The 25,903-nt window shown below is 67.9% G+C and carries 30 protein-coding genes; 27 read left to right on the top strand and 3 right to left on the bottom strand.

Annotated elements, in window-relative coordinates; translation table 11 throughout:
* Position 1 precedes the first annotated feature (1 nt).
* From LPT13_RS09020 to nagA, 26 genes are all read left to right on the top strand, one after another.
* Positions 2-2,155 (top strand): YgiQ family radical SAM protein, encoded by a 2,154-nt coding sequence (locus tag LPT13_RS09020; protein ID WP_242165816.1) that lies wholly within the window; start codon positions 2-4, stop codon positions 2,153-2,155.
* Between the two features lie 154 nt (positions 2,156-2,309).
* A complete protein-coding gene (locus LPT13_RS09025; RefSeq protein ID WP_242165818.1) occupies positions 2,310-3,833 on the top strand; it encodes a uracil-xanthine permease family protein in 1,524 nt (507 codons plus the stop codon).
* Positions 3,834-4,355: 522 nt separating this feature from the next.
* Positions 4,356-5,186 (top strand): 50S ribosomal protein L2, encoded by an 831-nt coding sequence (gene rplB / locus LPT13_RS09030; protein ID WP_242165821.1) that lies wholly within the window; start codon positions 4,356-4,358, stop codon positions 5,184-5,186.
* Between the two features lie 23 nt (positions 5,187-5,209).
* Positions 5,210-5,482 (top strand): 30S ribosomal protein S19, encoded by a 273-nt coding sequence (gene rpsS, locus LPT13_RS09035; RefSeq protein WP_160710051.1) that lies wholly within the window; start codon positions 5,210-5,212, stop codon positions 5,480-5,482.
* Positions 5,483-5,496: 14 nt separating this feature from the next.
* Positions 5,497-5,838 (top strand): 50S ribosomal protein L22, encoded by a 342-nt coding sequence (gene rplV, locus LPT13_RS09040; RefSeq protein ID WP_160710050.1) that lies wholly within the window; start codon positions 5,497-5,499, stop codon positions 5,836-5,838.
* 3 nt (positions 5,839-5,841) lie between these two features.
* Positions 5,842-6,561, top strand: a complete 720-nt coding sequence (rpsC, locus tag LPT13_RS09045) for a 30S ribosomal protein S3 (RefSeq protein ID WP_242165823.1) — start codon at positions 5,842-5,844, stop codon at positions 6,559-6,561.
* Positions 6,562-6,984, top strand: a complete 423-nt coding sequence (rplP, locus tag LPT13_RS09050) for a 50S ribosomal protein L16 (RefSeq protein WP_242165825.1) — start codon at positions 6,562-6,564, stop codon at positions 6,982-6,984.
* Entirely contained in the window at positions 6,985-7,179 is a 195-nt protein-coding gene (gene rpmC / locus LPT13_RS09055; protein ID WP_160710048.1) for a 50S ribosomal protein L29, read from the top strand.
* A 20-nt stretch (positions 7,180-7,199) separates the two neighbouring features.
* Positions 7,200-7,460, top strand: coding sequence for a 30S ribosomal protein S17 (rpsQ, locus tag LPT13_RS09060; RefSeq protein WP_242165827.1), 261 nt, complete (start codon positions 7,200-7,202; stop codon positions 7,458-7,460).
* Positions 7,461-7,510: 50 nt separating this feature from the next.
* Positions 7,511-7,879, top strand: coding sequence for a 50S ribosomal protein L14 (rplN, locus tag LPT13_RS09065; protein ID WP_160710046.1), 369 nt, complete (start codon positions 7,511-7,513; stop codon positions 7,877-7,879).
* Between the two features lie 44 nt (positions 7,880-7,923).
* Positions 7,924-8,244 (top strand): 50S ribosomal protein L24, encoded by a 321-nt coding sequence (gene rplX / locus LPT13_RS09070; RefSeq protein WP_242166218.1) that lies wholly within the window; start codon positions 7,924-7,926, stop codon positions 8,242-8,244.
* Positions 8,245-8,394: 150 nt separating this feature from the next.
* Positions 8,395-8,940: a 50S ribosomal protein L5 gene (gene rplE, locus LPT13_RS09075; RefSeq protein ID WP_242165829.1), complete on the top strand. Its 546-nt coding sequence runs from the start codon at positions 8,395-8,397 to the stop codon at positions 8,938-8,940.
* Positions 8,941-9,033: 93 nt separating this feature from the next.
* Positions 9,034-9,219, top strand: coding sequence for a type Z 30S ribosomal protein S14 (locus LPT13_RS09080; protein WP_103265579.1), 186 nt, complete (start codon positions 9,034-9,036; stop codon positions 9,217-9,219).
* Between the two features lie 102 nt (positions 9,220-9,321).
* Positions 9,322-9,720, top strand: coding sequence for a 30S ribosomal protein S8 (rpsH, locus tag LPT13_RS09085; protein ID WP_242165831.1), 399 nt, complete (start codon positions 9,322-9,324; stop codon positions 9,718-9,720).
* Positions 9,721-9,738: 18 nt separating this feature from the next.
* Positions 9,739-10,278 carry a 50S ribosomal protein L6 gene (rplF, locus tag LPT13_RS09090; RefSeq protein ID WP_242165834.1) on the top strand — a complete coding sequence of 180 codons (540 nt, stop codon included), beginning with the start codon at positions 9,739-9,741 and terminating at the stop codon, positions 10,276-10,278.
* 32 nt (positions 10,279-10,310) lie between these two features.
* Positions 10,311-10,679, top strand: coding sequence for a 50S ribosomal protein L18 (gene rplR / locus LPT13_RS09095; protein WP_242165837.1), 369 nt, complete (start codon positions 10,311-10,313; stop codon positions 10,677-10,679).
* A gap of 15 nt (positions 10,680-10,694) precedes the next feature.
* Positions 10,695-11,219, top strand: a complete 525-nt coding sequence (gene rpsE / locus LPT13_RS09100; RefSeq protein WP_242165839.1) for a 30S ribosomal protein S5 — start codon at positions 10,695-10,697, stop codon at positions 11,217-11,219.
* Between the two features lie 5 nt (positions 11,220-11,224).
* Positions 11,225-11,416, top strand: a complete 192-nt coding sequence (rpmD, locus tag LPT13_RS09105) for a 50S ribosomal protein L30 (protein WP_242165840.1) — start codon at positions 11,225-11,227, stop codon at positions 11,414-11,416.
* 162 nt (positions 11,417-11,578) lie between these two features.
* The gene (gene rplO / locus LPT13_RS09110; protein WP_242165843.1) at positions 11,579-12,028 is read left to right on the top strand and encodes a 50S ribosomal protein L15; all 450 of its coding nucleotides are present in this window, start codon (positions 11,579-11,581) and stop codon (positions 12,026-12,028) included.
* Positions 12,022-13,302: a preprotein translocase subunit SecY gene (gene secY / locus LPT13_RS09115; protein WP_242165846.1), complete on the top strand. Its 1,281-nt coding sequence runs from the start codon at positions 12,022-12,024 to the stop codon at positions 13,300-13,302. Before rplO ends, secY begins: the two co-directional genes overlap by 7 nt.
* A 31-nt stretch (positions 13,303-13,333) precedes the next feature.
* The gene (locus LPT13_RS09120) at positions 13,334-13,957 is read left to right on the top strand and encodes an adenylate kinase (RefSeq protein ID WP_242165849.1); all 624 of its coding nucleotides are present in this window, start codon (positions 13,334-13,336) and stop codon (positions 13,955-13,957) included.
* A 111-nt stretch (positions 13,958-14,068) separates the two neighbouring features.
* Positions 14,069-16,249: a cytochrome C oxidase Cbb3 gene (locus tag LPT13_RS09125; protein WP_242165852.1), complete on the top strand. Its 2,181-nt coding sequence runs from the start codon at positions 14,069-14,071 to the stop codon at positions 16,247-16,249.
* 135 nt (positions 16,250-16,384) lie between these two features.
* A complete protein-coding gene (locus LPT13_RS09130; protein WP_242165855.1) occupies positions 16,385-17,587 on the top strand; it encodes an ATP-binding protein in 1,203 nt (400 codons plus the stop codon).
* A gap of 133 nt (positions 17,588-17,720) precedes the next feature.
* On the top strand, positions 17,721-18,269 hold the full coding sequence (locus tag LPT13_RS09135) for a hypothetical protein (protein WP_242165856.1): 549 nt from the start codon (positions 17,721-17,723) through the stop codon (positions 18,267-18,269).
* Positions 18,270-18,334: 65 nt separating this feature from the next.
* Positions 18,335-19,075, top strand: a complete 741-nt coding sequence (gene nagB, locus LPT13_RS09140; RefSeq protein ID WP_242165859.1) for a glucosamine-6-phosphate deaminase — start codon at positions 18,335-18,337, stop codon at positions 19,073-19,075.
* Between the two features lie 78 nt (positions 19,076-19,153).
* Positions 19,154-20,293, top strand: a complete 1,140-nt coding sequence (gene nagA / locus LPT13_RS09145) for an N-acetylglucosamine-6-phosphate deacetylase (protein WP_242165861.1) — start codon at positions 19,154-19,156, stop codon at positions 20,291-20,293.
* 129 nt (positions 20,294-20,422) lie between these two features.
* On the opposite strand, the gene LPT13_RS09150 is transcribed toward nagA, so the two are convergent.
* The 3 genes from LPT13_RS09150 to LPT13_RS09160 are packed head-to-tail and all read right to left on the bottom strand — an operon-like array spanning position 20,423 to position 24,002.
* Positions 20,423-21,799, bottom strand: a complete 1,377-nt coding sequence (locus LPT13_RS09150) for an ROK family protein (protein ID WP_242165863.1) — start codon at positions 21,797-21,799, stop codon at positions 20,423-20,425.
* A 3-nt stretch (positions 21,800-21,802) separates the two neighbouring features.
* On the bottom strand, positions 21,803-23,017 hold the full coding sequence (locus LPT13_RS09155; RefSeq protein WP_242165865.1) for an AGE family epimerase/isomerase: 1,215 nt from the start codon (positions 23,015-23,017) through the stop codon (positions 21,803-21,805).
* Positions 23,018-23,057: 40 nt separating this feature from the next.
* Positions 23,058-24,002 carry a dihydrodipicolinate synthase family protein gene (locus tag LPT13_RS09160; protein ID WP_242165867.1) on the bottom strand — a complete coding sequence of 315 codons (945 nt, stop codon included), beginning with the start codon at positions 24,000-24,002 and terminating at the stop codon, positions 23,058-23,060.
* 612 nt (positions 24,003-24,614) lie between these two features.
* Between LPT13_RS09160 and LPT13_RS09165 the strand changes: the two genes are divergently transcribed.
* Positions 24,615-25,895 (top strand): MFS transporter, encoded by a 1,281-nt coding sequence (locus tag LPT13_RS09165; protein ID WP_242165870.1) that lies wholly within the window; start codon positions 24,615-24,617, stop codon positions 25,893-25,895.
* Positions 25,896-25,903: the final 8 nt, after the last annotated feature.

Below are 25,903 nucleotides of genomic sequence, written 5' to 3' on the forward strand. Positions count from 1 at the left end.
CATGGCCGCCCGCAAGGCCAACCCGCGCCCCACCGGCGCGCGAGGCGGGACGTCCACTCCCGCCCGCAAGGCCGCCTCGCGCCCCGCTGGCGCCCCCGCGCCCGCGCCGCGCCACAGCGAGGTTGACTTCCCGCCGCTTACGGCCGAGGCCGCCCGCGCCCGCGGCTGGGACCAGGTCGACTTCGTCTACGTGTCCGGCGACGCCTACGTCGACCACCCCTCCTTCGGCGCCGCGATCATCGTGCGCCTGCTCGAGTCCAAGGGCTTCAAGGTGGGCGTCATCGCCCAGCCCGACTGGACCGACGACGCCTCCGTCACGGTCTTCGGCGAGCCGCGCCTGGGCTTTCTCGTGTCGGCGGGCAACATGGACTCCATGGTCAACCACTACACCGTCGCCAAGCGCCGCCGCCACGACGACGCCTACACCCCCGGCGGCGTCGGCGGCCGGCGCCCCAACCACGCGGCCGTCGTCTACGGCAACCTCATCCGCCGCACCTACAAGCATGCGCCCATCATCCTGGGCGGCATCGAGGCGTCGCTGCGCCGCCTGGCCCACTACGACTACTGGTCGGACGCCCTCAAGCGCTCCATCCTGCTCGACTCCGGCGCCGACCTGGTGTCCTACGGGATGGGGGAGCGCTCCGTCGTGGCCATCGCCGAGGCGCTCGACGCGGGGCTGGCCGTGTCCGACCTCACGTTCATCCCCGGCACGGTCTTTCGCACCTCGTCGCTCGACCACGTCGTCGACTACGAGCTTCTGCCCTCGTGGGACGAGCTGTCCGCCGACCGCCGCGCCTTCGCCGCCAGCTTCGCTGCGCAGTACGCCAACTCCGACCCCCTCACCGGCCGCCGCCTGGTCGAGCCCTACCCCCACGGCGTCTACGTGGTGCAGAACCCGCCGTCCGAGCCGCTCACGACGGCCGAGATGGACGCCGTCTACCGGCTCCCCTTCACCCGCGCGTGGCACCCCTCCTACGACGAGGCCGGCGGCGTGCCGGCTCTTGCCGAGGTCAAGTTCTCGCTCGTCAGCAACCGCGGCTGCTACGGCGAGTGCGCCTTCTGCGCGCTCACCTTCCACCAGGGGCGCATCGTGCAGGCGCGCAGCCACGAGTCGCTGCTCGAGGAGGCCCGGGCGCTCACGGACGACCCGGACTTCAAGGGCTACATCCACGACGTGGGCGGCCCGACGGCCGACTTCCGCGGCCCGGCCTGCGCCGACCAGCTGCGCCGCGGCGCCTGCCCGGGCAAGCGCTGCCTGGCGCCCGAGCCGTGCCGCAGGCTCGAGGTGACCCACGCCGACTACGTGGCCCTGCTGCGCGAGCTGCGCGCGCTGCCCGGCGTCAAGCGGGTGTTCGTGCGCTCGGGCATCCGCTTCGACTACGTCATGGCCGACCCCGACCCCACGTTTCTGCGCGAGCTCGTGGCCCACCACGTGAGCGGCCAGCTCAAGGTGGCCCCCGAGCACGTCTCGCGCCGGGTCCTCGACGTGATGGGCAAGCCGCCCCACGCCGTCTACGAGGCCTTCGCTGCCGCCTTCGACGAGGAGAACCGCCGCGCGGGCAAGCGGCAGTTCCTCGTGCCCTACCTCATGTCGTCGCACCCCGGCTGCACGCTGGCCGACGCCGTGGAGCTGGCCGAGTTCTGCCGCGACATGGGCCACAACCCCGAGCAGGTGCAGGACTTCTACCCCACGCCCGGGTCCATGGCCACCGCCATGTACTACACCGGGCTCGACCCGCGCACCATGGAGCCCGTCTACGTGCCGCGCAGCCCCCACGAGAAGGCGCTCCAGCGCGCGCTCATCCAGTACCGCAACCCGGCCAACCACGACCTCGTCCGCGAGGCCCTGCGCCGCGCCCACCGCGAAGACCTCATCGGCTACGGCCCGAAGTGCCTGGTCAGGCCCGAGAAGGCCGACAAGGGGAAGAAGGAGGGCGCCGGGAAGGCGGGGAAGGGAGCCGGGAAGGCGAAGACGGCGGGGAGGAAGGCGGGGAAGGAGCCCGGGAGGCCGGGCGCCCCCGCGCCGCGCCGCGCCGACGATCGGGGCGGGCGCCCGTCGCGCGACGCCGGCCCGCGCGCGGCTAACCGCAAGGGCCGCGGCCCGGCCCCCAAGGCCAACGGCCACAAGGGCGGCATCCGCAAGCAGGGCAAGTAGGGGAGGGGCGCCGCCACGCCCGTCGCCCCGCGCTTACCTTTATATAGGGGGCGTCCCGCGCGTCCCCGCCCCCGGCGCGCCCCGGCCGTGGTACCATCGCCCCCGGCGCCCCGCGGGCGCCGTCGCAACGCACCCACGAGAGGGCGGAGGAGCCATGACCGACAGGGATACCAGCCAGCAGGCGTCGCAAGCCGGCGAGGACGCGGCCGTGGCGGGGGCCGCCCCCGGCGCGCCGGTCTTCGACGCGCGCAGCCTCGGGGCGCCCAAGATGGCGCTCTTCGGCCTCCAGCACATGTTCGCCATGTTCGGCGCCACCATCCTCGTGCCCACGCTGACGGGGCTGTCCGTCTCGGCGACGCTGCTGTTCGCCGGCATCGGCACGCTGCTGTTCCACCTCATCTCCAAGGGGCAGGTGCCGGCCTTCCTCGGCTCGTCGTTCGCCTTCATCGCCGGCTACGCGGCCATCGCCCCCAACGGCGAGCCCGAGCTGCTGCCCTACGCCTGCCTGGGCGTGGCCTGCGCGGGCCTGCTCTACCTGGTGCTCTCGGCGCTGTTCCGCGTGTTCGGGCCCCTGCGCGTCATGCGCTTCTTCCCGCCGGTGGTCACCGGGCCCATCGTCATCTCCATCGGGCTCATCCTGGCGTCGTCGGCCATCGCCAACTGCGAGACCAACTGGCTCGTGGCGCTCGTGGCCATCGCCATCATCGTCGTGGCCAACATCTGGGGCCGCGGCATGATCCGCATCATCCCCATCCTCCTGGGCGTCATCGGCGCCTATGTCGTGGCGGCGCTCCTGGGCGAGGTCGACTTCGCGCCCGTGGCCGAGGCCGCCTGGATCGGGCTGCCGGTGCTGTGGGACGACACGGTGTTCTCGCTCATCGGCCCCGGCTTCGACGCGGGCCTGGCCATCACGGCCATCATCACCATCATGCCGCTCGCCTTCGCCACCATGATCGAGCACATCGGCGACATGTCGGCCATCAGCTCCACCTGCGGGCGCAACTACATCGCCAGCCCCGGCCTGCACCGCACCCTGCTCGGCGACGGCCTGGCCACCATCCTGGCGTCGCTGTTCGGCGCGCCGGCCAACACCACCTACGGCGAGAACACCGGCGTGCTCGCGCTCACCCGCGTCTTCGACCCGCGCGTCGTGCGCCTGGCGGCCCTGTTCGCCATCGTGTTCTCGTTCTGCCCGAAGTTCGCGGCGGTCATCGCCGCCATGCCCGCCTGCGTCATCGGCGGCGTGTCGCTCGTGCTCTACGGCATGATCTCGGCGGTGGGCATCCGCAACCTCGTGGAGAACCGCGTCGACTTCACCCGCAGCCGCAACGTGCTCATCACCGCCATCGTGCTCGTGCTCTCGCTCGGCATCGCCTACAGCGCCACCGGGGCCATCACGCTGGTCATCGGCGGCGTGGCCGTCGGGTTCTCCGGCCTGGCCGTCGGCTCGGTCGCGGGCATCCTGCTCAACGTCGTGCTGCCCGACGACGGCGCCCCCACCGCCGAGGCGGTCGACGAGCTGGCCGCCCAGCCCGCCAGCCGCCCCCTGCGCCGCGCCGAGAACGACGCCGCGCCCAACGCCGCTGCATCCGTTGCCGCCGGCGCCCAGCCCGTGCCTGGCGCCCAGCCCGCGCCCCGCGCCCTCGAGGACGAGCTCGAGAACGACGTGGTCGGCTGATCCCCGTTTCATATCCACTTCAACGAGTTTTCCGAGCTTTGGCGCCCCGATTCCCCCGAATCGGGGCGCCGCCTGCTCCCGCCGCGAAACGCGACCAGGGCTTTTGCCGTCTGGGAGGGCCGCGTGCCCGCGAAGTGCCTCGGGAAACTCGACGAAATGGATACGAACCGCGAAAACCCGTGCACGCCGCGCCCCCCGCGCGCCCTCCCGCCGCGCGTCCATGTGCGCAAAATGTGTCGCCAGCTCACGGCGTAAATCCAGCCTTGAAACTCCCCGTCTGCGCGGATATAATGTCTCTTTGCGTCTGCTCGTGTATAGATACACCCGGACGCGTGGTTAGGCGGAGTCGAGGCCCCGAGCCTCCCTCGGAGCCCGTTCGGCAATCGCCTGGCCGCGGAATACAGAGGAGGCCCCTGGTGTGCGGAGAGGCGCGCGAGCAGGGACCTCGCAGCGAGGGCGACCTCCGGAGACGCCTGCCGTTACCAGGCACGACCCGGCGCGATGCCCCAAGGAAGGAAAGAAATGGGAGTAAAACAGTACAAGCCGACCAGCCCCGGCCGACGCTTCCAGACGGTCTCCGACTTCGCGGAGATCACCACGTCTAAGCCGGAGAAGTCGCTGCTGGCGCCGAAGCCGAAGAAGGCGGGCCGCAACAACAACGGCCGCATCACCACGCGCCACCAGGGCGGCGGCACGAAGCAGCGCTACCGCATCATCGACTTCAAGCGCAACAAGGACGGCGTGCCGGCCAAGGTCGCGACCATCGAGTACGACCCCAACCGCTCCGCCCGCATCGCCCTGCTCCACTACGTGGACGGTGAGAAGCGCTACATCATCCACCCGAAGGGCCTGAAGGTGGGCGACATGGTCATGAGCGGCCCCGACGCCGACATCAAGCCCGGCAACGCGCTGCCCCTGGCCAACATCCCCGTCGGCACCCTCGTGCACAACGTGGAGCTCCAGCCCGGCAAGGGCGCGGCCATCGCCCGCTCCGCCGGCACCTCCATCCAGCTGATGGGCAAGGAGGGCAACTACGCCATCCTCCGCATGCCCTCCTCCGAGATGCGCCGCGTGCTCATCACCTGCCGCGCCACCATCGGCGAGGTCGGCAACGCCGAGCACTCCAACATCAAGGTCGGCAAGGCCGGTCGCAACCGCTGGAAGGGCATCCGCCCCTCCGTCCGCGGCACCGTCATGAACCCGGTCGACCACCCGCACGGCGGCGGTGAGGGCAAGAACAAGTCCGCCGGCCGTCACCCGGTCACCCCGTGGGGCGTTCCCACCAAGGGCCATCGCACCCGCAACCCGAAGAAGGCCTCCAGCCGCCTCATCATCCGTCGTCGCAAGAAGTAGCGCGGAAGCATTAAGGAGCAATAGTGAGCAGAAGTCTGAAAAAGGGTCCTTTCGTAGAGCCGCGCCTTCTCGCCCGTATCGAGGCCATGAACGCGGCAGGCGAAAAGAACGTCATCAAGACGTGGTCGCGTGCCAGCACCATCTTCCCGGACATGGTGGGCCACACCATCGCCGTGCACGATGGCCGCAAGCACGTGCCGGTCTACGTTACCGAATCCATGGTCGGCCACAAGCTGGGCGAGTTCGCGCCCACGCGTACCTTCAAGGGTCATTCCGCCGACAAGGGCAAGCGATAGGATAGGGGTGAAGAATGGAAGTTAGAGCAGTAGCGCGCTACGTTCGCGTCTCCCCCCGCAAGGCACGCATCGTCGTCGACCAGGTGCGTGGCAAGTCCGTCGAGCAGGCCCGCGAGATTCTCGCATTCACCAACCGCGCCGTGGCCGAGACCGTCGAGAAGACGCTGAACTCCGCCGTGGCCAACGCCGAGCACAACAATCACCTGCGCGCCGACACGCTGGTGGTGAAGGCCGCCTATGTGGACGAGGGCCCCACGCTTAAGCGCATCCGCCCCCGCGCCAAGGGCTCCGCGTCTCGCATCCGCAAGCGCACCAGCCACATCACCATCGTCGTCGCTCCGCGAGAGGAGGCCTAAAGCATGGGCCAGAAAGTAAGCCCCACCGGGTTCCGCCTCGGCATCACCGAGGATTGGCGCAGCCGCTGGTACGCCGGCAAGGACTACGCCAAGACCCTTGAGAACGACCTTGCCATCCGCAAGTTCCTCGACAAGTACCTGGCCCGCGCCGCCGTCTCCAAGGTCGAGATCGAGCGCGCCGGCGACAAGATCAAGGTCATCATCACCACCGCCCGTCCCGGCGTGGTGATCGGCAAGAAGGGCGCCGAGATCGACGCCCTGCGCAAGAAGCTCGAGAAGGTCGCCAACGGCCCCGTGTCCGTCGAGGTCGTCGAGGTCAAGCGCCCCGAGCTCGACGCCGAGCTCATCGCCCAGTCCGTCGCCGAGCAGCTGGAGGGCCGCGTGGCCTTCCGCCGCGCCATGCGCAAGGCCGTCCAGTCGGCCCGCAAGTCCGGCGCCAAGGGCATCCGCATCCAGTGCTCCGGCCGCCTGGGCGGCGCGGAGATGAGCCGCCGCGAGTGGTACCGCGAGGGTCGCGTGCCGCTGCACACGCTGCGCGCCAAGATCGACTACGGCTTCGCCACCGCCGCCACCACCATGGGCTCCATCGGCGTCCAGGTGTGGGTGTACCACGGCGACATGCTGCCCGGCCAGAAGGCTCCCCAGCCGGCGCTCGAGGGCAGCTCCCGTCCGAGCCGCGGCCGCCGCAATGACCGTGACCGTAACGAGAGGGGGCAGAGGTAAATGCTCGTACCCAAGCGCGTCAAGCACCGCAAGGTGCAGCGTGGTTCCATGAAGGGCAAGGCCAAGGGCGGTACCCGTCTGAACCACGGTGAGTACGGTATCCAGGCCCTGGAGCCGCATTGGATCACCAACCGCCAGATCGAGGCCGCCCGTATCGCCATGACCCGCCACATGAAGCGTGGCGGCAAGGTGTGGATCACGATCTTCCCCGACAAGCCCATCACCTCCAAGCCCGCCGAGACCCGCATGGGCTCCGGCAAGGGCAACCCCGAGGGCTGGGTAGCTGTGGTCAAGCCGGGCCGCATCATGTTCGAGATCGCCGGCGTCGACGATGAGACCGCCCGCGAGGCCCTGCGCCTGGCTATCAACAAGCTGCCCATCAAGTGCAAGATTGTCACCCGCGAAACGGAAGGGCAGGAATAGATGAAAGCAGCAGAGATTCGTGAGCTTTCTGCCGAGGACCTGCAGGCGAAGCTGAAGGAGGCGCGCGCCGAGCTGTTCAACCTGCGCTTCCAGATGGCCACCAGCCAGCTCGACAACACCGCTCGCGTCAAGCAGGTCAAGAAGGACATCGCGCGCATCCAGACCGAGATGCGTGCTCGCGAGCTGAGCGCGTAGCTTAGGAAAGGGTGTTGAATATGACTGATGAGCGCAATCTGCGTAAGGTCCGTCAGGGCGTCGTCGTCAGCGATGCCAATGACAAGACCATCGTCGTGGCGATCAAGGAGCGCAAGCCCCATCCCGTCTACGGCAAGATGATCACCTCCACGAAGAAGTTCCACGCCCATGATGAGAACAACGAGGCCGGCGTCGGCGACACCGTTCAGATCATGGAGACCCGCCCGCTGTCCAAGATGAAGCGCTGGCGCCTGGTGAAGATCGTAGAGAAGGCCAAGTAGCTTACCGGCTCCGCCAAGCTACCTACTAGTGAGAAAGATAGGTTAGAGCAATGATTCAGATGCAAACCATGCTCGCGGTGGCCGATAACTCCGGCGCTCGCAAGGTGCAGTGCATCAAGGTCCTCGGCGGCTCGAAGCGCCGCTACGCGGGCCTCGGTGACGTGATCATCTGCAGCGTCAAGGAGGCTATGCCCAACGGTAACGTCAAGAAGGGCGAGGTCGTTCGCTGCGTGGTCGTGCGCGTGAAGAAGGAGGTCCGTCGCGCCGACGGCTCCTACATCCGCTTCGACCAGAACGCCTGCGTGCTGATCAACAACGACGGTGCGCCGCGCGGCACCCGCATCTTCGGGCCCGTCGCCCGCGAGCTGCGCGACAAGAAGTACATGAAGATCGTGTCCCTGGCACCTGAGACGCTGTAGAGGAGGTGTCCAGATTGACTAAGGCTCAGCAGAAGAAGCACAAGATGACCATCCGCCGCGGCGACACCGTCAAGGTGATCTCCGGCAAGGACAAGGGCAAGCAGGGCAAGGTCCTGCGCTGCGTCCCCGAAAAGCAGCGCGTGGTCGTGGAGAAGGTCAACTTCATGAAGAAGGCCATGCGCCCGACCCAGCAGAACCCCCAGGGCGGCATCTCCACCATCGAGGCCCCCATCCACGTGTCCAACGTGATGCTCGTGTGCCCCAGCTGCGGCGAGGCCACCCGCGTGGCCCGTCGCCGCGACGACGGCAAGCTCGTCCGCGTCTGCAAGAAGTGCGGCAAGGACATCCCCGCCGTCCAGGACTAGCGATTGCGGCGGGGCTTGACCGGGGCAGCCGTTTTCGGTAACGTTCCCCAGTCGGGCCCCGCGCCCCATGGCCCCGCGCGTAAGGATGCGCCGGGGACGCAGGGTCGGAAATCCTGCGTTTAATTCATCGAAGGAAGGTTGAGAGAGACTATGGCTCCTCGTCTGAAGGAAAAGTACAAGAGCGAGATCGTTCCCAAGCTCGAGTCCGAGCTGAACATCGCCAACATCAACCAGGTCCCGCGCCTCGAGAAGATCGTGGTGAACATGGGCGTCGGCGCCGCCGCCGGCGACTCCAAGCTGCTCGACGCCGCCATGGCTGACATGCGCGTCATCACGGGCCAGCAGCCCTGCATCACCCGCGCCAAGAAGTCCATCGCCGGCTTCCACGTGCGCGAGGGCCAGGCCATCGGCTGCAAGGTGACCCTGCGCGGCGACCGCATGTGGGAGTTCCTCGACCGCCTGCTGGCGACCGCCCTTCCCCGCGTGCGCGACTTCCGCGGCATCTCGCCGAAGAGCTTCGACGGCCGCGGCAACTACACGCTCGGCATCACCGAGCAGCTGATCTTCCCCGAGATCGACTACGACAAGATCGACCGTACCCGCGGCATGGACATCACCTTCGTCACCACCGCGGAAGACAACGACGGTGCCTTCGCGCTGCTCTCCGCGCTCGGGTTCCCGTTCAAGAGCAAGTAAAACAGGCCGGCCGCCCACGGGCGGCCCGCTTGCGTAACCTCAGGCAAAGGCCCGCTGGGGATGCGGGCTCAAGCATAAGAAAGAAGGAAATGCATGGCTAAGAAATCGATGATCGCCAAGGCCAAGCGCGAGCCGAAGTTCTCGACGCGCCAGCACAACCGCTGCACGCGTTGCGGGCGCCCCCGCGCTTACTACCGCAAGTTCGGCCTGTGCCGCATCTGCCTGCGGGAACTGGCCAACAAAGGCGAGCTGCCCGGCGTGACCAAGTCCTCCTGGTAAGACTGGAAAACGCTTAGGGTGTGCCGGCGTGACAGGCGGAGGCGCTATGGGCGCTGACGAACCGAACGCCCGGCTCATCACGGATCAAAGGAGAAACACAAAATGACAATGACCGATCCCATCGCAGATATGCTGACGCGCGTGCGCAACGGCCAGTCTGCCGGCAAGGAAACGGTGTCCATGCCCACGAGCAAGAAGCTCGTCGAGATCGCCCGCATCATGGAGAAGGAGGGCTACATCCGCTCCTACCAGGTGATCGACGGCGAGCCCCGCGGCACCCTTGAGATCACCCTCAAGTACGGCCCGAAGAAGGCCAAGACCATCCGCGGCATCAAGCGCATCTCCAAGCCCGGCCTGCGCATCTACGCCGGCAAGGACGACCTGCCCCGCGTGCTCGGCGGCCTCGGCACCGCCATCATCTCGACGTCCAACGGCGTGATGACCGACCGCGACGCCCGCAAGAAGGGCATCGGCGGCGAGGTCATCGCGTACCTCTGGTAGGAAAGGAAGGGAATCAGCATGTCTCGTATCGGCAAGATGCCCATCGCCGTTCCTGCTGGCGTCGACGTGACCATCGACGGCACCACCGTGACGGTGAAGGGCCCGAAGGGCGAGCTCACCCGCACCTTCCAGCCCATGATGACCATCACCCGCGACGGTGACGAGCTCATCGTCACCCGCCCCGACGACACCCGCGAGGCCAAGGCCTTCCATGGCCTGACCCGCACCCTGCTCCACAACATGGTGGAGGGCGTGTCCGCCGGCTTCTCCAAGAAGCTCCAGCTCGTGGGCGTCGGCTACCGCGCCGCGCTCAAGGGCAAGGACCTCGAGATGCAGCTCGGCTACTCCCACCCCGTGCTGGTGGAGGCCCCCGAGGGCATCACCTTCGAGGTGCCCAGCCAGACCGAGATCATCGTGACCGGCCCCTCCAAGGAGCAGGTCGGCCAGGTTGCCGCCAACATCCGCAAGTGGCGCAAGCCGGAGCCCTACAAGGGCAAGGGCATTCGCTACGAGGGCGAGCATGTCCGCCGCAAGGTCGGCAAGGCCGGCAAGGACTAAGCGCATTTCGGCATCTGATTGAAGGGATAATCATGGATAAGCTTCAGAAAAAGCAGGCCGGGCTGCGCCGTCGCCACCGCCGTGTGCGCGGCAAGATCTCCGGCACCCCCACGCGGCCCCGCCTCTGCGTCACCCGCAGCAACAACAACATCTACGCTCAGGTGATCGACGACGTGGCCCATCGCACCCTCTGCGCGGCCTCCACGCTCGGCCCTGACTTCAAGGCGGCCGACGTGAGCGGCGCCACCGTCGAGGGCGCTGCCGTCCTCGGCGGCATCATCGGCAAGAAGGCACTGGAAGCCGGCGTGACGGAAGTCGTGTTCGACCGTGGCGGCCACCTGTACCACGGACGCGTGAAGGCCCTGGCCGACGCCGCCCGTGAAGCGGGTCTGAAATTCTAGAAGGGGTTATAGCTTATGGCTCGTAACAACAGACAGCAGGAGAGCGCCGTCCCTGAGCTCCAGGAGCGCGTCGTCTACATCAACCGCGTGTCGAAGGTCGTCAAGGGCGGCCGCCGCTTCGCCCTGACCGCGCTCGTGGTCGTCGGCGACGGCAACGGCCGCGTCGGCGTGGGCATGGGCAAGTCCCAGGAGGTTCCCACCGCCATCAAGAAGGGCGTCGAGGACGCGAAGAAGAACATGTTCACGGTGGCCCTCACCCCCGAGAAGACCGTCCCGCACGAGATCCTCGGCGAGTACGGTGCCGGCCGCGTGCTCATCAAGCCGGCCGTCCCCGGCACCGGCGTCATGGCCGGCGGCCCGGTGCGCGCCATCATGGAGCTCGCCGGCGTCCAGGACGTCATCACCAAGTCGCTCGGCACCTCCAACGCCATGAACATCGTCAAGGCCGCGGCCGAGGGCCTGAAGAACCTCGAGACCCCGCAGGAGGTCGCCGCCCGCCGCGACCTGTCGGTGGCCGAGATCTTCGGCTGGAAGGAGTAGCTCCCATGGCAGACGTTAAGAAGACCCTGCGCGTCACTCAGGTGAAGAGCGCGGTGGGCCGTCCCGCCGACCAGGGCAAGACCCTCAAGGCGCTCGGCCTCGGCAAGATCGGCCGCACCGTGGACCAGGTGGACAACGAGTCCGTCCGCGGCATGCTCTTCAAGGTGAAGCACCTCATCACCGTCGAGGAGATCTAGGCTTCGCTGCCCGAAAGAGCACCTGCCTAGGATATAATTGACAACCGGCGTGCCCGTCTTGGCGGGCGCGCCGTTGCCATGATAAATGGAAGTTTGCCGGCGGCGAGCTGCCGGCGCCGGGCGGGGAGGACCGCCCGGAAGCGAAACGAAGGAGAATGTTTCATGGAACTCAAGGATCTCATCCCCGCTGAGGGCTCGACCAAGGCCCGCAAGCGCGTCGGCCGCGGCGGCGCGTCCGGCACCGGCAAGACGGCCGGTCGCGGCCTGAACGGCCAGAAGTCCCGCGCCGGCGGCGGCAAGGGCGCCGGCTTCGAGGGCGGCCAGACCCCGCTCGCCCGTCGTCTGCCGAAGCTGCCCGGCTTCCGCAACATCAACCGCGTGGAGTACCTGCCCGTCAACGTCAAGCGCCTCGAGGAGAAGTTCGAGGCCGGCGACGTGGTCGACGGCGAGTCCCTCAAGGCCAAGGGTATCATCAAGCACGCCGACGCCCTGGTGAAGGTGCTCGGCGACGGTGAGCTGACCAAGGCCCTCACGGTCAAGGTCGACAAGGTGTCCGCCTCCGCCAAGGCCAAGATCGAGGCGGCCGGAGGAAAGGTCGAGGAGCCTTGCTAAGCTCAATCCTTGACGCGCTGAAGGTTCCGGAGCTCCGCAAGAAGATCCTGTTCACGCTGGCCATCCTGGCGCTGTACCGCTTCGGCGCCTACGTGCCGGTGCCGGGCATCCCGTTCCACGAGTTCGCCACCGCCTTCTCCGACACCGGAGTGGCCATGACGATGCTCGACCTGTTCACGGGCGGCGCCCTCTCGAACTTCTCGGTGTTCTCCCTGGGCATCATGCCCTACATCACCGCGTCCATCATCATGCAGCTGATGCAGGGCGTCATCCCCGCCGTGGGCCGCTGGGCCCGCGAGGGCGACGCCGGCCGTCGCAAGATCACCCAGGTCACCCGCTACCTGACGCTGGGCCTGGGCCTCATCAACGCCATCGGCTACCTCCTGCTGTTCAAGTCCCCCGCCTACGGCGTGGTCTTCAGCACTGAGGTGCCCGAGCTGCTGACCGACGTCATCATCGTGTTCACGCTGGTCGCGGGCACCGCCTTCATCATGTGGATGGGCGAGCTCATCACCCAGCGCGGCATCGGCAACGGCATGTCGCTCATCATCTTCGTGAGCATCGTGTCCCGCGTGCCCTCCGCCATCTTCTCGTCCGTGAACCTCACGGCCGACCTGGGCATGGGCATCGCGCTCACCATCCTCATCGTGGCCGTGGTGCTGGTCTGCATCCCGCTGATCATCTTCGTCGAGCGCGCCCAGCGCCGCATCCCGGTGAACTACGCCAAGCGCGTGCAGGGTCGTAAGATGATGGGCGGCCAGTCCACCTACATCCCGCTGAAGGTGAACGCCGCGGGCGTCATCCCGATCATCTTCGCGAGCTGCATCATCTACTTCCCGGCCCAGCTGGCCGCCATCTTCAACGTCGACTGGCTCACGGGCTTCGCCGACGCGGTGTCCACCGGCTGGATCAACTGGATCCTCACCATCCTGCTCATCGTGTTCTTCGCCTACTTCTACACCTCCATGGTGTTCAACCCGGAGGAGACGGCGGACAACATCCGCAAGCAGGGCGGCTTCATCCCGGGCGTGCGCCCGGGCACGGCGACGGTGACCTACATCAAGAACGTGATCAACCGCGTGACGCTGCCGGGCGGCCTGTTCATCGCCTGCATCGCCGTGGTGCCGACGATCATCTTCTTCTTCACCGGCAACCAGCTCATCCAGGCGTTCGGCGGCACGTCCATTCTCATCATGATCGGCGTGGCCCTCGACACCATGAGCAAGATCGAGTCCCAGCTGAAGATGCACAACTACGACGGGTTCTTCAAGTAAGCGTCTCACGCAGGAGAGAGAGGGATCGGAAATGAACATCGTTCTTCTGGGCGCCCCGGGCGCCGGCAAGGGCACGCAGGCGGCCAAGCTCATCGAGGAGTACCACCTGCCGCACATCTCCACGGGCGACATGCTGCGCGCCGCCGTGGCCGCCGGCACCGACCTGGGCCTGAAGGCCAAGACCTACATGGACGCCGGCGACCTGGTGCCCGATGACGTCATCATCGGCCTGGTGACCGAGCGCCTGCAGGAGCCCGACACCGAGGCCGGCTTCATCCTGGACGGCTTCCCGCGCACCTCGGCCCAGGCCGTGGCGCTCGACGCCGAGCTCGGCAAGCTGGAGCGCCCGCTCGACGCGGCCCTGCTGATCGACGTCGACCCCGAGGTCATCGTCGGCCGCCTGTGCTCGCGCCGCATGTGCCGCGACTGCGGCCACATCGGCACCGTCGCCGACGAGAAGTGCCCCAAGTGCGGCGGCGAGATGTACCAGCGCGACGACGACAACGAGGCCACCGTGCGCAACCGCCTCGACGTGTACGAGAAGTCCACGAGCCCGCTGATCGACTACTACCGCGGCTGCGAGCTCCTGGTCACCATCGATGGCGACCGCGACCCCGACGTGGTGTACGCCGACGTCAAGGAGGCCCTGGCCTAGGGCCCGCCTGGCATAAGGATCTCGAGGGCGCCCCTGCCATCCGGCAGGGGCGCCCTTGCGTTGGGGGCGCGCCGGCGCCCGGCGGGGCGCCCGTCCGCTATAATCCCCCTTATGCCGACGCTCAGGAACAACATCGCCTACGCCTGCGGACGGGTGCGCGACGCGCACGGCCGCTCCCTCGCTCACGCCCTGCGCGTGGCGGCGGTGATCGTGGCGGTGGCGCTTCTGCTCGAGGTGTTCGTCTTCAACTTCAACTACTTCGCCTCGGCCGGCTACCACCCCATCAACCTGAAGAGCCGCATCACGCTGCCCTACGACAAGGATGACGACCTCTTCCGCCTGACCACGGTCGACCACGTCATGGAGTTCTCGGACCTCAACACCGAGGTCCACAACATCCGCATCGACTTCGACTCCGACCAGCCGGCCCAGAACCTGCAGATCAAGGTGCAGTTCACCGACGAGGCCCACCAGACCTACTTCGACTCCACCGAGTACACGGTGGGCGTGCCCGTGACCGACGTGTCCACCATGTCCACCCAGAGCGAGTACCTCAACCTCAACACGGCCGGCTACGTGGACAACCTGCGCATCGAGGTGGTGGGGGAGGATACCCGCTACCCCATCAAGCTGTGGACGGTGTCGCTCAACGCGCACCACCCCTTCGACTTCAACGTGACCCGCTTCGCCTGGACGGCGGGCATCCTGGCGCTCGTGTACCTGTTCCGGCCGCGCTCGGGCATCTACCGCATCAACATCGTCGAGAACCCGCGCCGGTCGAAGGCCGGCATCGTCGTGGCGGTGGCGGTGGAGCTGGCGCTCGTGAGCTCGTTTCTGTTCTACGGGTCGAACCTGGTGGGCGTCGCCACGTCGTCGTACAACTACGGGTCGTGGGACGGCAAGAGCATCGTCAACGTCTACGAGACCGGCGGCGAGAACGCCCAGCAGTACGCCGAGCTGGCGCGCGCCATGGCCAAGGGGCAGCTCTACCTCGACGAGGAGCCGCCCGACTGGCTCAAGGCCATGGACGACCCCTACGACAAGGGGGCGCGCGACGAGGCGCAGAAGGAGACCGGCGAGCCTTACCTCTTCGACGTCGCCTACCACGACGGCCACTACTACGTCTACTTCGGCGTGGTGCCGGTGCTGCTGTTCTACCTGCCGTTCTACCTGCTGACGGGGCTGAGCTTCCCCACGGCCATCGGCGTGCTCATCGCGGCGCTCGCCTTCGTGCTGGGGTGCTCGGCGCTGCTCGACCGCTTCGCGCGCTACCACTTCAAGTCCGTCTCGCTCGGTCTCTACCTGCTGCTGCAGGTGCCGCTCGTGTTCTGCAGCGGCATCCTGTATTTGGTGAAGTTCCCCACGTTCTACTCGCTGCCCATCATGTGCGGGCTCGCGTTCTCGGTGTGGGGCCTGTACTGCTGGATGCGGGGGCGGCTGTCGCGTCACGCCTGCGCGTGGTACCTCGGCGGGTCGCTGTGCATGGCGCTCGTGGCCGGGTGCCGCCCGCAGCTGCTCGTGCTGTCGCTGCTGGCGTTCCCCCTGTTCTGGCGCACCTACATCACCCAGCGGCGGCTGTTCAGTCCCGCCGGCGCCCGGGAGTTCGCCTGCCTGGTGGCGCCCTACCTCGTCGTGGCGGCGGGCATCATGGGCTACAACTACGCGCGCTTCGGGTCGCCCACCGACTTCGGCGCCAACTACAACCTGACGGTCAACGACATGACCAAGCGCGGCATGAACGTCGGGCGCCTGGCGCCGGCCTTCTTCGCCTACTTCCTGCAGCCGCCCTGCGTGACGGGCGTCTTCCCGTTCATCCAGCCCGAGCCCTTCGCCACCACCTACCTCGGGCAGACCATCCGCGAGGTCACCTTCGGCGGCATCCTGGCGTGCCTGCCGGTGCTGTGGGTGCTCGCGTTCTCGCGGCGCATCCTGGCCCTGCGCTACCGGCAGCGGGCCACGCGCACCATCTGGGGCGTCATCGTGGTGCTCCTGGCGTCGGGCGTCGTGGTGGCGCTGCTCGACGCGGAGATGGCCGGCATCCTCCAGCGCTACTTCGCCGACTTCAGCTTCATGTTCCTGGCCGCCACGGTGCTCCTGCTGTTCATCGCCAACGAGAACCTGGCGCCCGGCACCGTCGCACGCGATCTGCTCATGAAGGTGCTCATCGTGCTGGTGGCCCTCTCGGTGCTCTACAGCGGCCTGCTCTGCTTCGTCCCTGAGACCGGCTGGTACTCCGACATCTACCCCTGGGCCTTCCAGGACGTCATCGAGATGGTCCAGTTCTGGACCTAGCCCTGCGCACGGCTTTCGGCCCGATCTCCCGTCTGTTTCCATTTCAAGCTCCAGAGAATGAGAATAGGAATATAATCCTATAAGTATTTCATTTTTGTATGTAATGGGCTTACGATCCCAGAAAGAAGGCTTGCTATGGACCTCATACCGCGGCGTGAGTATCTCGACTTCCTCGAGGAGGCCCGGGGCACGCAGGTCATCAAGGTGATAAGCGGCGTGCGCCGATGCGGGAAGTCGACTCTTCTCGAGTTGTTCCAGGCACGCCTTCGGGACGAGGGAGTCGCTCCGGAGAGGATCGTGAGCATCAACTTCGAGGACATGGATTTCAAGGCGCTACGCGACCCGGAGGCGCTTCACGACTACGTGACGTCGCGCCTCGTCCCCGACGAGCTCACCTACGTGTTCCTCGATGAGGTGCAGAACGTCGCGGATTTCCCCCGCGTGGCCGACAGCCTCTACATCCGCGAGGGGGTCGACCTCTACCTGACCGGCTCGAACTCGAGCCTGCTGTCGGGCACTCTGGCGACGCTGCTCTCGGGCCGCTACGTCGAGGTGGCCATGCTGCCGCTGTCCCTCGCCGAGTTCGCGGAGGCGGCGGGCGGCGGGAGCTCGCCGGCGGAGCTCTACGGCCGTTACCTCTCAGTGGGGTCGTTTCCCTATGCCGTGGAATTGGAGGGCCGGCCGGGGGTTCACCGGAACTACCTTCAGGGCATCTACGACTCCGTCTTGGTGAAGGACATCATGGATCGCCGCGAGTTCCGCGACCCCCTGCTCCTGAGGAGCGTGACGGACTACGTGTACGACAACATCGGCAACGAGCTCACTTCGAACGGCATCGCCGGCGGCCTGACGGCGGCCGGGCGGAAGACGGACTACAAGACGGTGGAACGCTACCTGAGCGCGTTGGTGGAGAGCTACCTCGTCTACCGGGTTCCGCGTCTGAACGTCAAGGGCAAGCAGCTGCTGCGTGGAGGTGCGAAGTACTACGGCGTCGACCTGGCGCTGCGTCGCATTCTCCTCGGATCCGAGGTCGGGGACTACGGACGCGAGCTGGAGAACGTGGTCTTCCTGGAGTTGCTGCGACGCGGGCTGGAGGTGCGCGTGGGGAAGGTGGGTCCCTACGAGGTCGACTTCGTGGCCAGGGGCCGGACGGGTACCACCTACTATCAGGTGGCTGCCTCCGTGCTCGACGAGGCCACCCTCGAGCGGGAGTTGCGCCCGCTGAGGATGATCGACGACCATTTCCCGAAGGTGCTGCTCACCCTGGACGCGCTGCCGCCGGCTACCTATGACGGCATCGTCAGGATGAACGCCCTCGACTGGCTCTTGGGCCGCTGACGCCGTTCGTCGCGCGTCGCGCGGCCTGGGGCGGGGCCTGTCAACAGTTGCCCAAAGAAACGCCCGCGCAGGCGCCTTTGCACACGGGGGCGGGATAGGATGGGGTGTCTGCGGAAACGGCGGAAGGGGCCCTATGCTCATCGCGGGTGGAACGGTCGTGGTCGACGGCGCGCCGGTGCGCGCCGACATCCAGCTGGACGGCGCGCTCATCGAGGAGGTGGTGGCGCGCCCTGATGACGGCGGCGGCCTGCCGCCCGAGGCGGCGCCCCCGGCGCTCGTCGACGACGGCGACGAGCTGGCCTGCGAGCCGCCCATCTTCGATGACGACGTGCTCTCCGCGGCCGGCTGCGCCGTGGAGCCGGGCGCCGTGGAGCCCCTGAGCCCCGCTGAGGCGGCGCTGTGGCCCGCGGGAGAGTGGGACGGCCGTCTGGCGGCTGCCGCCCGCGACGCGGCCCTGAGGGGCGTCACGACGCTGCTCGTGCCCGACCCCGCCGAGGCCGACGGCCCCCTCGCGGCCCTGGCCGCCGCGGCGCTCGGACGCGTGCCCGCGCTGGACGAGGCGGCCTATGGCTGCTGCGTGCCGGCCGCCGTCGTGGCCGAGGGCGCGCCGGCCGACCTGCGGGTGGTCGACGCCTCGGGCGGGCTCTCCCACGTGGTGCTGCGCGGCGTCCTTCTCTTCTAGCCCGCGGGCCTGTGAACCGCTAAGATAGACAGCGCGAAATCTCCGACCGGGAAGGAAGACAACCCATGGATCTTGTGATCGTCGACACCTATGAGGACATGAGCCGCGTCGCGGCCGACCAGATCGAGGCCGTCATCGCCGATGACGCCGCCTGCGTGCTGGGCCTGGCCACCGGATCGACCCCCATCGGCCTGTATGCCGACCTCGTGGCCGACTGCGCGGCGGGCAAGGTGAGCTTCGCCGACGTGACCACCTTCAACCTGGACGAGTACCGCGGCCTGGCCCACGACCACGACCAGAGCTACCACTACTTCATGGCCGACAACCTGTTCGACCACGTGGACATCGACCCGGCCCGCACCCACGTGCCCGACGGCTTCGACCCCGACGCCGACGCGGCCTGCGCCGCCTACGAGGAGGCCATCGAGGCCGCCGGCGGCATCGACATCCAGCTGCTGGGCCTGGGCCACAACGGGCACATCGGCTTCAACGAGCCGGCCGCGAGCTTCCCGGTGGCCACCCACTGCGTCCAGCTGACCGAGTCCACCATCCAGGCCAACAGCCGCCTGTTCGACTCCATCGACGAGGTGCCGCGCGAGGCCTACACCATGGGCATCGGCACCATCATGAAGGCGCGCCGCATCCTCATGGTGGTCAGCGGCGAGGACAAGGCCGAGATCCTGGAGAAGTGCCTGTTCGGGCCCGTGGTGCCCGAGGTGCCCGCCTCGGCGCTGCAGCTGCATCCGGCCGTCACCGTGGTGTGCGACGCCGCCGCCGGCGCCCGCTGCCGCGCGCATCTGGCCTAAGGCTTACCCGGCGCCCTGCCCGGCCCGCGGCTTGCGCGGCCGGGCAGGGCGCCCCTCGATACCAAGGAGGATACGAGCATGGAACTGACGAAGATAGGCGCCGTCCGCGGCGGCGAGGTGTTCGACGGCGGCCGCTTCACGGCCCGCGACGTGTACCTGGGCGCCGGCTCCATCGTGGCCGACGAGGCCCAGGCTGACGGCGAGGCGATCGACGCGACGGGGTGCTACGCCATCCCCGGCCTGGTGGACATCCACTTCCACGGCAGCGCCGGCGCCGACATCAGCGACGGCGACCTCGACGGGCTGCACCGCATGGGCGCCTACGAGGCGTCGCGCGGCGTGACCGCCATCTGCCCCGCCACCATGACGCTGCCCGAGGACGTGCTGACGCGCGCCGCCCGCGCCGCCCGCGACTACGAGCCGGCGGCCGACGAGGCCGACCTGGTGGGCATCAACATGGAGGGCCCCTACATCTCGCCCGGCAAGGTGGGCGCCCAGAACCCCCAGCACGTGCGCAACCCCAGCGTGGACGAGTTCCGCCGCCTGCAGGAGGCCGCCGGCGGCCTGTTCAAGCTGGTGGACATCGCCCCGGAGGAGCCGGGCGCCGACGCCTTCATCGCGGCGCTCGCCCACGAGGTGCGCATCTCCATCGCCCACACCACGGCCGACTACGACACGGCCGCCCGCGCCTTCGCGACGGGCGCACGGCATCTCACGCACCTCTACAACGCCATGCCCGGCATGCAGCACCGCAACCCCGGCCCCATCCCCGCCGCCGCCGAGCGCGATGACGTGACGGCCGAGATCATCGCCGACGGTGTCCACATCCACCCGGCCATGGTGCGCCTGGCCTTCAACATGATGGGCGACGAGCGCATGGTGCTCGTGAGCGACACGCTGCGCGCCGCCGGCATGCCCGAGGGCGTCTACGACCTCGGCGGCCAGGACGTGACGGTGACCGGGTACGAGGCGCGCATCGACAACGGCGCGCTGGCCGGCTCGGTGAGCGACCTCATGCGCTGCCTCTACGTGGCCGTGCACGACATGGGCATCCCGCTGGCGAGCGCCGTCAAGGCCGCCACGGCCAACCCGGCCCGCGCCATCGGCCTGGAAGGCCGCTACGGCACGCTTGAGCCCGGCGCCGTGGGCAACGTCGTCCTGCTCGACCGGGACACCCTCGAGCTGCGCCAGGTCATCCTCCGAGGCCGCGCCCTGTAGGGGAGGGGCGCAAGGCTCGGCGTCAAACCCATCGCAAAAAAGGGAGGGCCCCCTTTCGGGGGCCCTCCCTTTTGCGCGTGCGGTGGCGGCGCGTGCGGCACGGCGTGCGCGTGGTGTGCGCAGGACGCCCTACCTCACCTCGGGCAGGCTGGCGGCGGCGACGGACTGGCCGACGCGGCGCATCTTCTCGTCCGGCAGAGTCACCGTGATCTGGGCGGCCAGCTCCGGGTACTCCTCGGCCAGGATGCGGTTGCACTCGCTGATGAGCAGGTCGCCGCCCTTGCCCGAGGCCACGCGGCCGAGCACGAGCAGCGTCTTGATCTCGTAGAACGCGCTGTAGAGCACGAGGGTGTGGGCCAGGTAACAGCCGATGGAGCGGTAGATGTCGAGCGCGCCCTCGTCGCCCTCGTTGGCCAGGCCCTGGACCACCTTGAGCTTCTCGGCGGGCGAGAGCTCCGGGTCGAGGATGATGTTGGCGGCCGGCGCCAGCTTGATGACGGCGTCCTGGCTGAAGTACTTGCAGCCCACGCCGAAGTCGGTCGACCACTCGTCCTGCATGGCCTCAGGCGACAGATCCACGGGCGCGAAGGCCAGCTCGTTGATCCAGCCGAGCACGTTGCCCTCGGCGTTGACGTAGCCCACGGCCTCCGACGTGCCCATGGCGATGCCGAGGATGGAGCCCTCGCCGGTGGACATGAAGCCCGCCAGCGCCGTCACGTCGCCGTCGTTGGCCACCACCAGCGGCACGTCGCCGATCTCGAGGCCGGCGCGGTCGTAGATGGACTTGACCTCCTCGCGGCGCTCGCGCGGCACCTTGATGAACAGCGAGGCCACCATGGGGGAGTTGCCCACGAAGGTGCCCGCCGAGGACACGCCGATGGCGTCCACGCGCGGCATCTTCGACGCGGCCGTCTTGAAGGCGGTCACGATCTCGTTGAAGTGGTACTCCGGGTCCTCGGTCACCTTGGGGAACCAGACGACCTCCTCGGAGTAGACGGCCTCACCGTCGATGACGGCCGACACCTTGCGGTCCGACCCGCCGGCGTCGAAGCCGATGCGGCAGCCCTCCATGTGGCCGCCGATCTTCTTCGCGGCCTCGTTGGCGGCGGGGAAGTGGGCCTCGTCCACGGCGATGACCTCGAGCGGCTTCTCGTAGACGTCGCCGACGAACTCGTAGTCGAAGTGGCGCTCGCCGGAGGGGGAGTACATCGCGGCCAGCTTGGCGGCGATGTCGTCGCAGCCGCGCAGGTACACGCGGAAGCCGCCGATGGACCACAGCTCGAACTTCATGAGGCGCTCGACGTAGCGCAGGTCGGCCTCGGCGAACTCGCCGCCGCGGATGAAGCTCTCGCGCACGGAGATGAGCCCGTCCTCACGCTCGACGGCCACGGCGATGGGCTGGGTGGCGCCCTTCAGGTACTCGCGCATCCACACGCCGAAGGGGATGAAGTCCTTGTCCAGGACGGGGACGTTCTTGATGTCGCAGTCGATGCCCAGGTAGTTCATGGTCTAGTCTCCTATGATCTCGGTGAGGATACGCTCGGTCATGCACAGCGCGCGGGGCACGTGGAAGGGCCCCTTGAAGGTCGACCCCTTCGTGGGCGGCATGGTGGGCCTGCCGTCGCGGCGCAGGTAGCCGTACCACTCGCCGTACTCGGGGTCGGCGAAGTGCTCCTTGCAGTAGTCCAGGGTGCGGAAGAACCAGTCGAGGTAGTACGCGTCGCCGGTGTCGCGGTAGGCCTTGGACGACGCGATCATGATCTCATTGTGGGGCCACCACAGCTTCATGTCGTGCTCGTAAGCCTCGGGCGGCAGGCCCTTGGCGTCGATGAAATACAGAAGCCCGCCGAACTCCTCGTCCCAGCCGGCCTCGATGGCCAGGCGGAAGATGGCCTCGGCGGTGGCGTGCAGCTCGGCGTCGCCGCGGTAGTTGGCCTCGTCCATCATGAACCAGCTGCACTCGATGTCGTGGCCCGGATTCACCACGCGCCCGGCGGTGTACCACAGCTCCGGCTCGCCGTCGAGGTTGACGCTCTCCAGCGTGCAGCCCAGCTCGGGGCGGTAGTGCTCGTTCACGATGCGGTCGGTGCACTCGCGGGCGTGGCGGTCGTACTCCTCGGCGTTGGCCGGGTCGACGCGGCGCATGATGCCGATGATGTTGAGGAAGATCATCGGGTCGCCCAGGGCGCGGCCCGCACGGGTCTCGGCGATGGTCTTGGGGCCCAGCCCCGTCGGGTCCTCGATGAGGCCGTTGTTCAGGTCGTAGACCAGCTGGTAGGCGCGGCGCGCCCGGGCCAGGTGCTCCTCCTCGCCGGTGACGCCGTAGTACTCGGCGTTGGCGATGCAGTAGAAGCCCTCCGAGAAGCAGTAGCGGCGCTGGCGCAGCGGCGCGCCCTCGGCGGTCACCGTGAAGTACAGGCGCCCGCCCGCCTCGTGGTTGATGCAGTGGTCCTCGAGGAAGTCGAGGCAGCTCTTGGCGGCCTCGAGCCACTCGGGGCGCGTGCCGTAGAGGTGGCACAGGTACGAGAACGTCCAGGCGCAGCGGCCCTGCATCCACACGCTCTTGTCGGTGGAGTAGACGGCGCCGGTGCGGTCGAGGCACGTGTAGACGCCGCCGTTGACGGGGTCCATGCCGTGCTCGAGCCAGAAGGCCGTGCAGGTGTCCAGCTGATCGCGGATCCAGGCGCGCGCCTCGATCAGCCTCGCGGTGTTGTCAGCGGTCAAAGTCCCTCCTTCGGTTCGCGGGTTGCCTATGGCCGGGCCGCTAGGCGCGGACGGGGGCGTCCGGGTCGAGCATGCCCTCCTTCTTGAGGATGGCGACGATGGCCTCCACGTCCTCGCCCTCGAGCGGCTGGACGGGCTCGCGCATCTGGTTGGTGTTGAAGACGCCCATCTGCCACAGGGCCGTCTTGAAGGCGCCCACGCCGGCGCCGAAGCCGACCGTGGCCTTCACGCGGCGGGTGACGAACATGAGGCGCGCCAGGTGGTCCTGGATCTCCTTGGCCTTCTCCCAGTCGCCGGCCTGGGCCGCCTTCCACTGGGCCACGTAGGCCGCCGGGTCGAGGTTGGCCAGGCCCGGCACGCTGCCGTCGGCGCCGCCCAGGTAGGCCCCGTCGACCACGACCTCGTGGCCGGTGAGCAGCTGCAGCGGGTGGCCGGCGTCCTCGTTCTCGAGCACGAGCCAGCGGAAGCTCACGTCGTCGCCGGAGGAGTCCTTGACGCCCTGGAGCACGCCGTCCTCGCCCAGGCGCACGAGCATGTCCGGGTCGAGCTTGGTGTGGACGCACACGGGCAGGTCATAGGCGAACAGCGGCAGGTCGGTGTACTCGCGGATGGCGCGGAAGTGGCGCTCGGTCTCCTTCGGGCCGCCCAGCGCGTAGAAGGGCGCGGTGGCCACCAGCGCGTCCACGCCGAACCCGGCGGCGCGCTTGGCCTGGTCGATGACGCGCATCGTCTCCATGTCGATGATGCCGGCGAGCACGGGCACCCGGCCGTTGACGATGGCCACGGCCTCCTGCAGCACGTGGTAGCGCTGGGCGTCGGTGAGGAACGCCACCTCGCCGCTGGAGCCGAGGAAGAACAGGCCGTCCACGCCCGCGTCGATCATGCGGTTGATGGAGCGATCGAAGGCCTCCAGGTCGAGGGACTTCTTCTCGGTCAGGGGGATGACGACGGGGGGGATGACGCCGCGGAACTGAGAGGTTTCCATGTAAGCGTTTCTTCTTTCTGCCTAAGGGATGGATTTAGTTCCTAACCCGCTGATTATCAGCGGGTTTACCCCCACGCGTCAAGGAACATCGCCTAAACGAACAGCTTCCGCACAACCCCGCCAGACGACCGCTTGCCGGCGCCGGAGGCGCCCCCTTGGAGCATCTTCCAAGCGGCCGCGGGAAAACATGGAGATAGTCACGTATGGGAGGGGCCGCCGCCCCTTCCTATAATGGGGGTGCTTCGCAAGGCAGGGGATACGTCCGCGGAGAACACGTCCACGCGCAGCAGGCCCGTCCGACCCGCAACTATCGGCCGGAGCCGCGCTGCCGACGCTGATTCTCTAGGGGGGACCGCCCAATGGAAGAGCAGCCTCCGTCCGCCGCATCGGCGGGCACGCCTCATCGTCACCGCCCGCATCGCGGCCGCCGTGCTGCCCTGCGCCCTCATCGCCCGCATCGCGGGCTCATCCATCGCAGCTCCAACTCGCGCCATCGCCGCCAGGGCCCGGCTCGGCCCGGTGCGCCCGCTGGCGCGCGGGCGCTCATCTGACGGTCCTCGGTAGGGAATCGGCCCGTTTCCAAGCAACCACTCCATCGAAAGGAAAGCGCATATGACGCAAGAGAGAAGCGCCGGTGCCTCCTGGGGGACGTTCCTCATCGTCCTCATCGCGGGCATCGCGTACTCGATATCCCTCATGGCCATCCCGACGGCGATGATCTACGTCGCCGACACGTTCGGCGGCGACATGGTCGGCGCCGGCTGGCTGATGTCCTGGAACTCCGTGGCCGGCACCATCCTGGCGCTCTTCACGGCCACCATCCAGTCGAAGATCGGCCCGAAGAACATGATCATCATCGCCCTGGCGTGCATCCTCGTCTCGGACGTCATGGTGGTCATGACCGCCGACATCACCATCGCCTTCGTCGGCCGCTTCATCTTCGGCTTCGCCAACGGCCTCATCGCCACGGCGGGCCCGACGTTCGTCACCATCCTGTTCAGCGACCCCACCAAGCGCGGCATGCCCAACGCCATCTGGACCATGTGGATCGCCCTCGGCGGCGTGCTGATCAACTTCCTCGCCCCGTTTCTGATGGTGCCGGGCGAGGGGGTGAACTTCCTGACGGGCGGCCCTAACCTCGACTGGCATCCGCTGTTCTGGTTCGGCATCGCCTTCGCAGCCGTGGCCCTCGTCCTGGTCATCGTGGGCGTGCGCGTCCCCAAGGCCGAGCTCATGGCGGCTGTGGCCGGCTCCGACAACGTGAAGATCTCCGACGCGTTCAAGAACGGCTACGTGTGGCTGTGCTTCGTCATGGTGCTCTGCTTCGCCTTCTCGTTCTCGTGCTACACCAGCGAGGTCGTCGCCTACCTGCAGGCGGCCGTGGGGATGGATCCCGCCGCGGCCCAGAGCTGGAACGGCATCCTCAACATCATCGGCATCGCCGCGGGCCTCATCATCGGCTTCATCCTCAACAAGGTGAGCGACCACACCAAGGTGCTCGTGGCCATCTTCGTGCTCACCGTCGCCGCGTGCCTGGCCGCCTTCGCGTTCAGCACGGTGACCCTGGCCATCTGCTCGATGTTCTTCTTCGGCCTGGCCGTGAACATGGTCATGCCGGCCATCTTCACCAACGTCCAGTGGGTGTCCAAGAGCCCAGCGGTCATCGCCGCGGCGTTCGGCATCTGCGCTATCGCCTCCAACGGCGGCGGCATCCCGGCGGCTCCCGTCATGGGCGCCATGATCGAGGCCGGCGTCGACTGGTTCATGCTCGGCGTGCCCCCGGCCGTCGTGTCGGCGGTGGGCCTGGTCTGCGCCATCGTCTTCAGCATCAAGCTGGGCCGGACGTCCCGCGAGGGCATCGCCGCCGCCCGCGAGGCCGACGGCGCGAAGTAGCCCGCGCC

Origin of the sequence: Adlercreutzia faecimuris (genome assembly GCF_022669055.1) — a bacterium.
GTDB lineage: Bacteria > Actinomycetota > Coriobacteriia > Coriobacteriales > Eggerthellaceae > Enterorhabdus > Enterorhabdus faecimuris.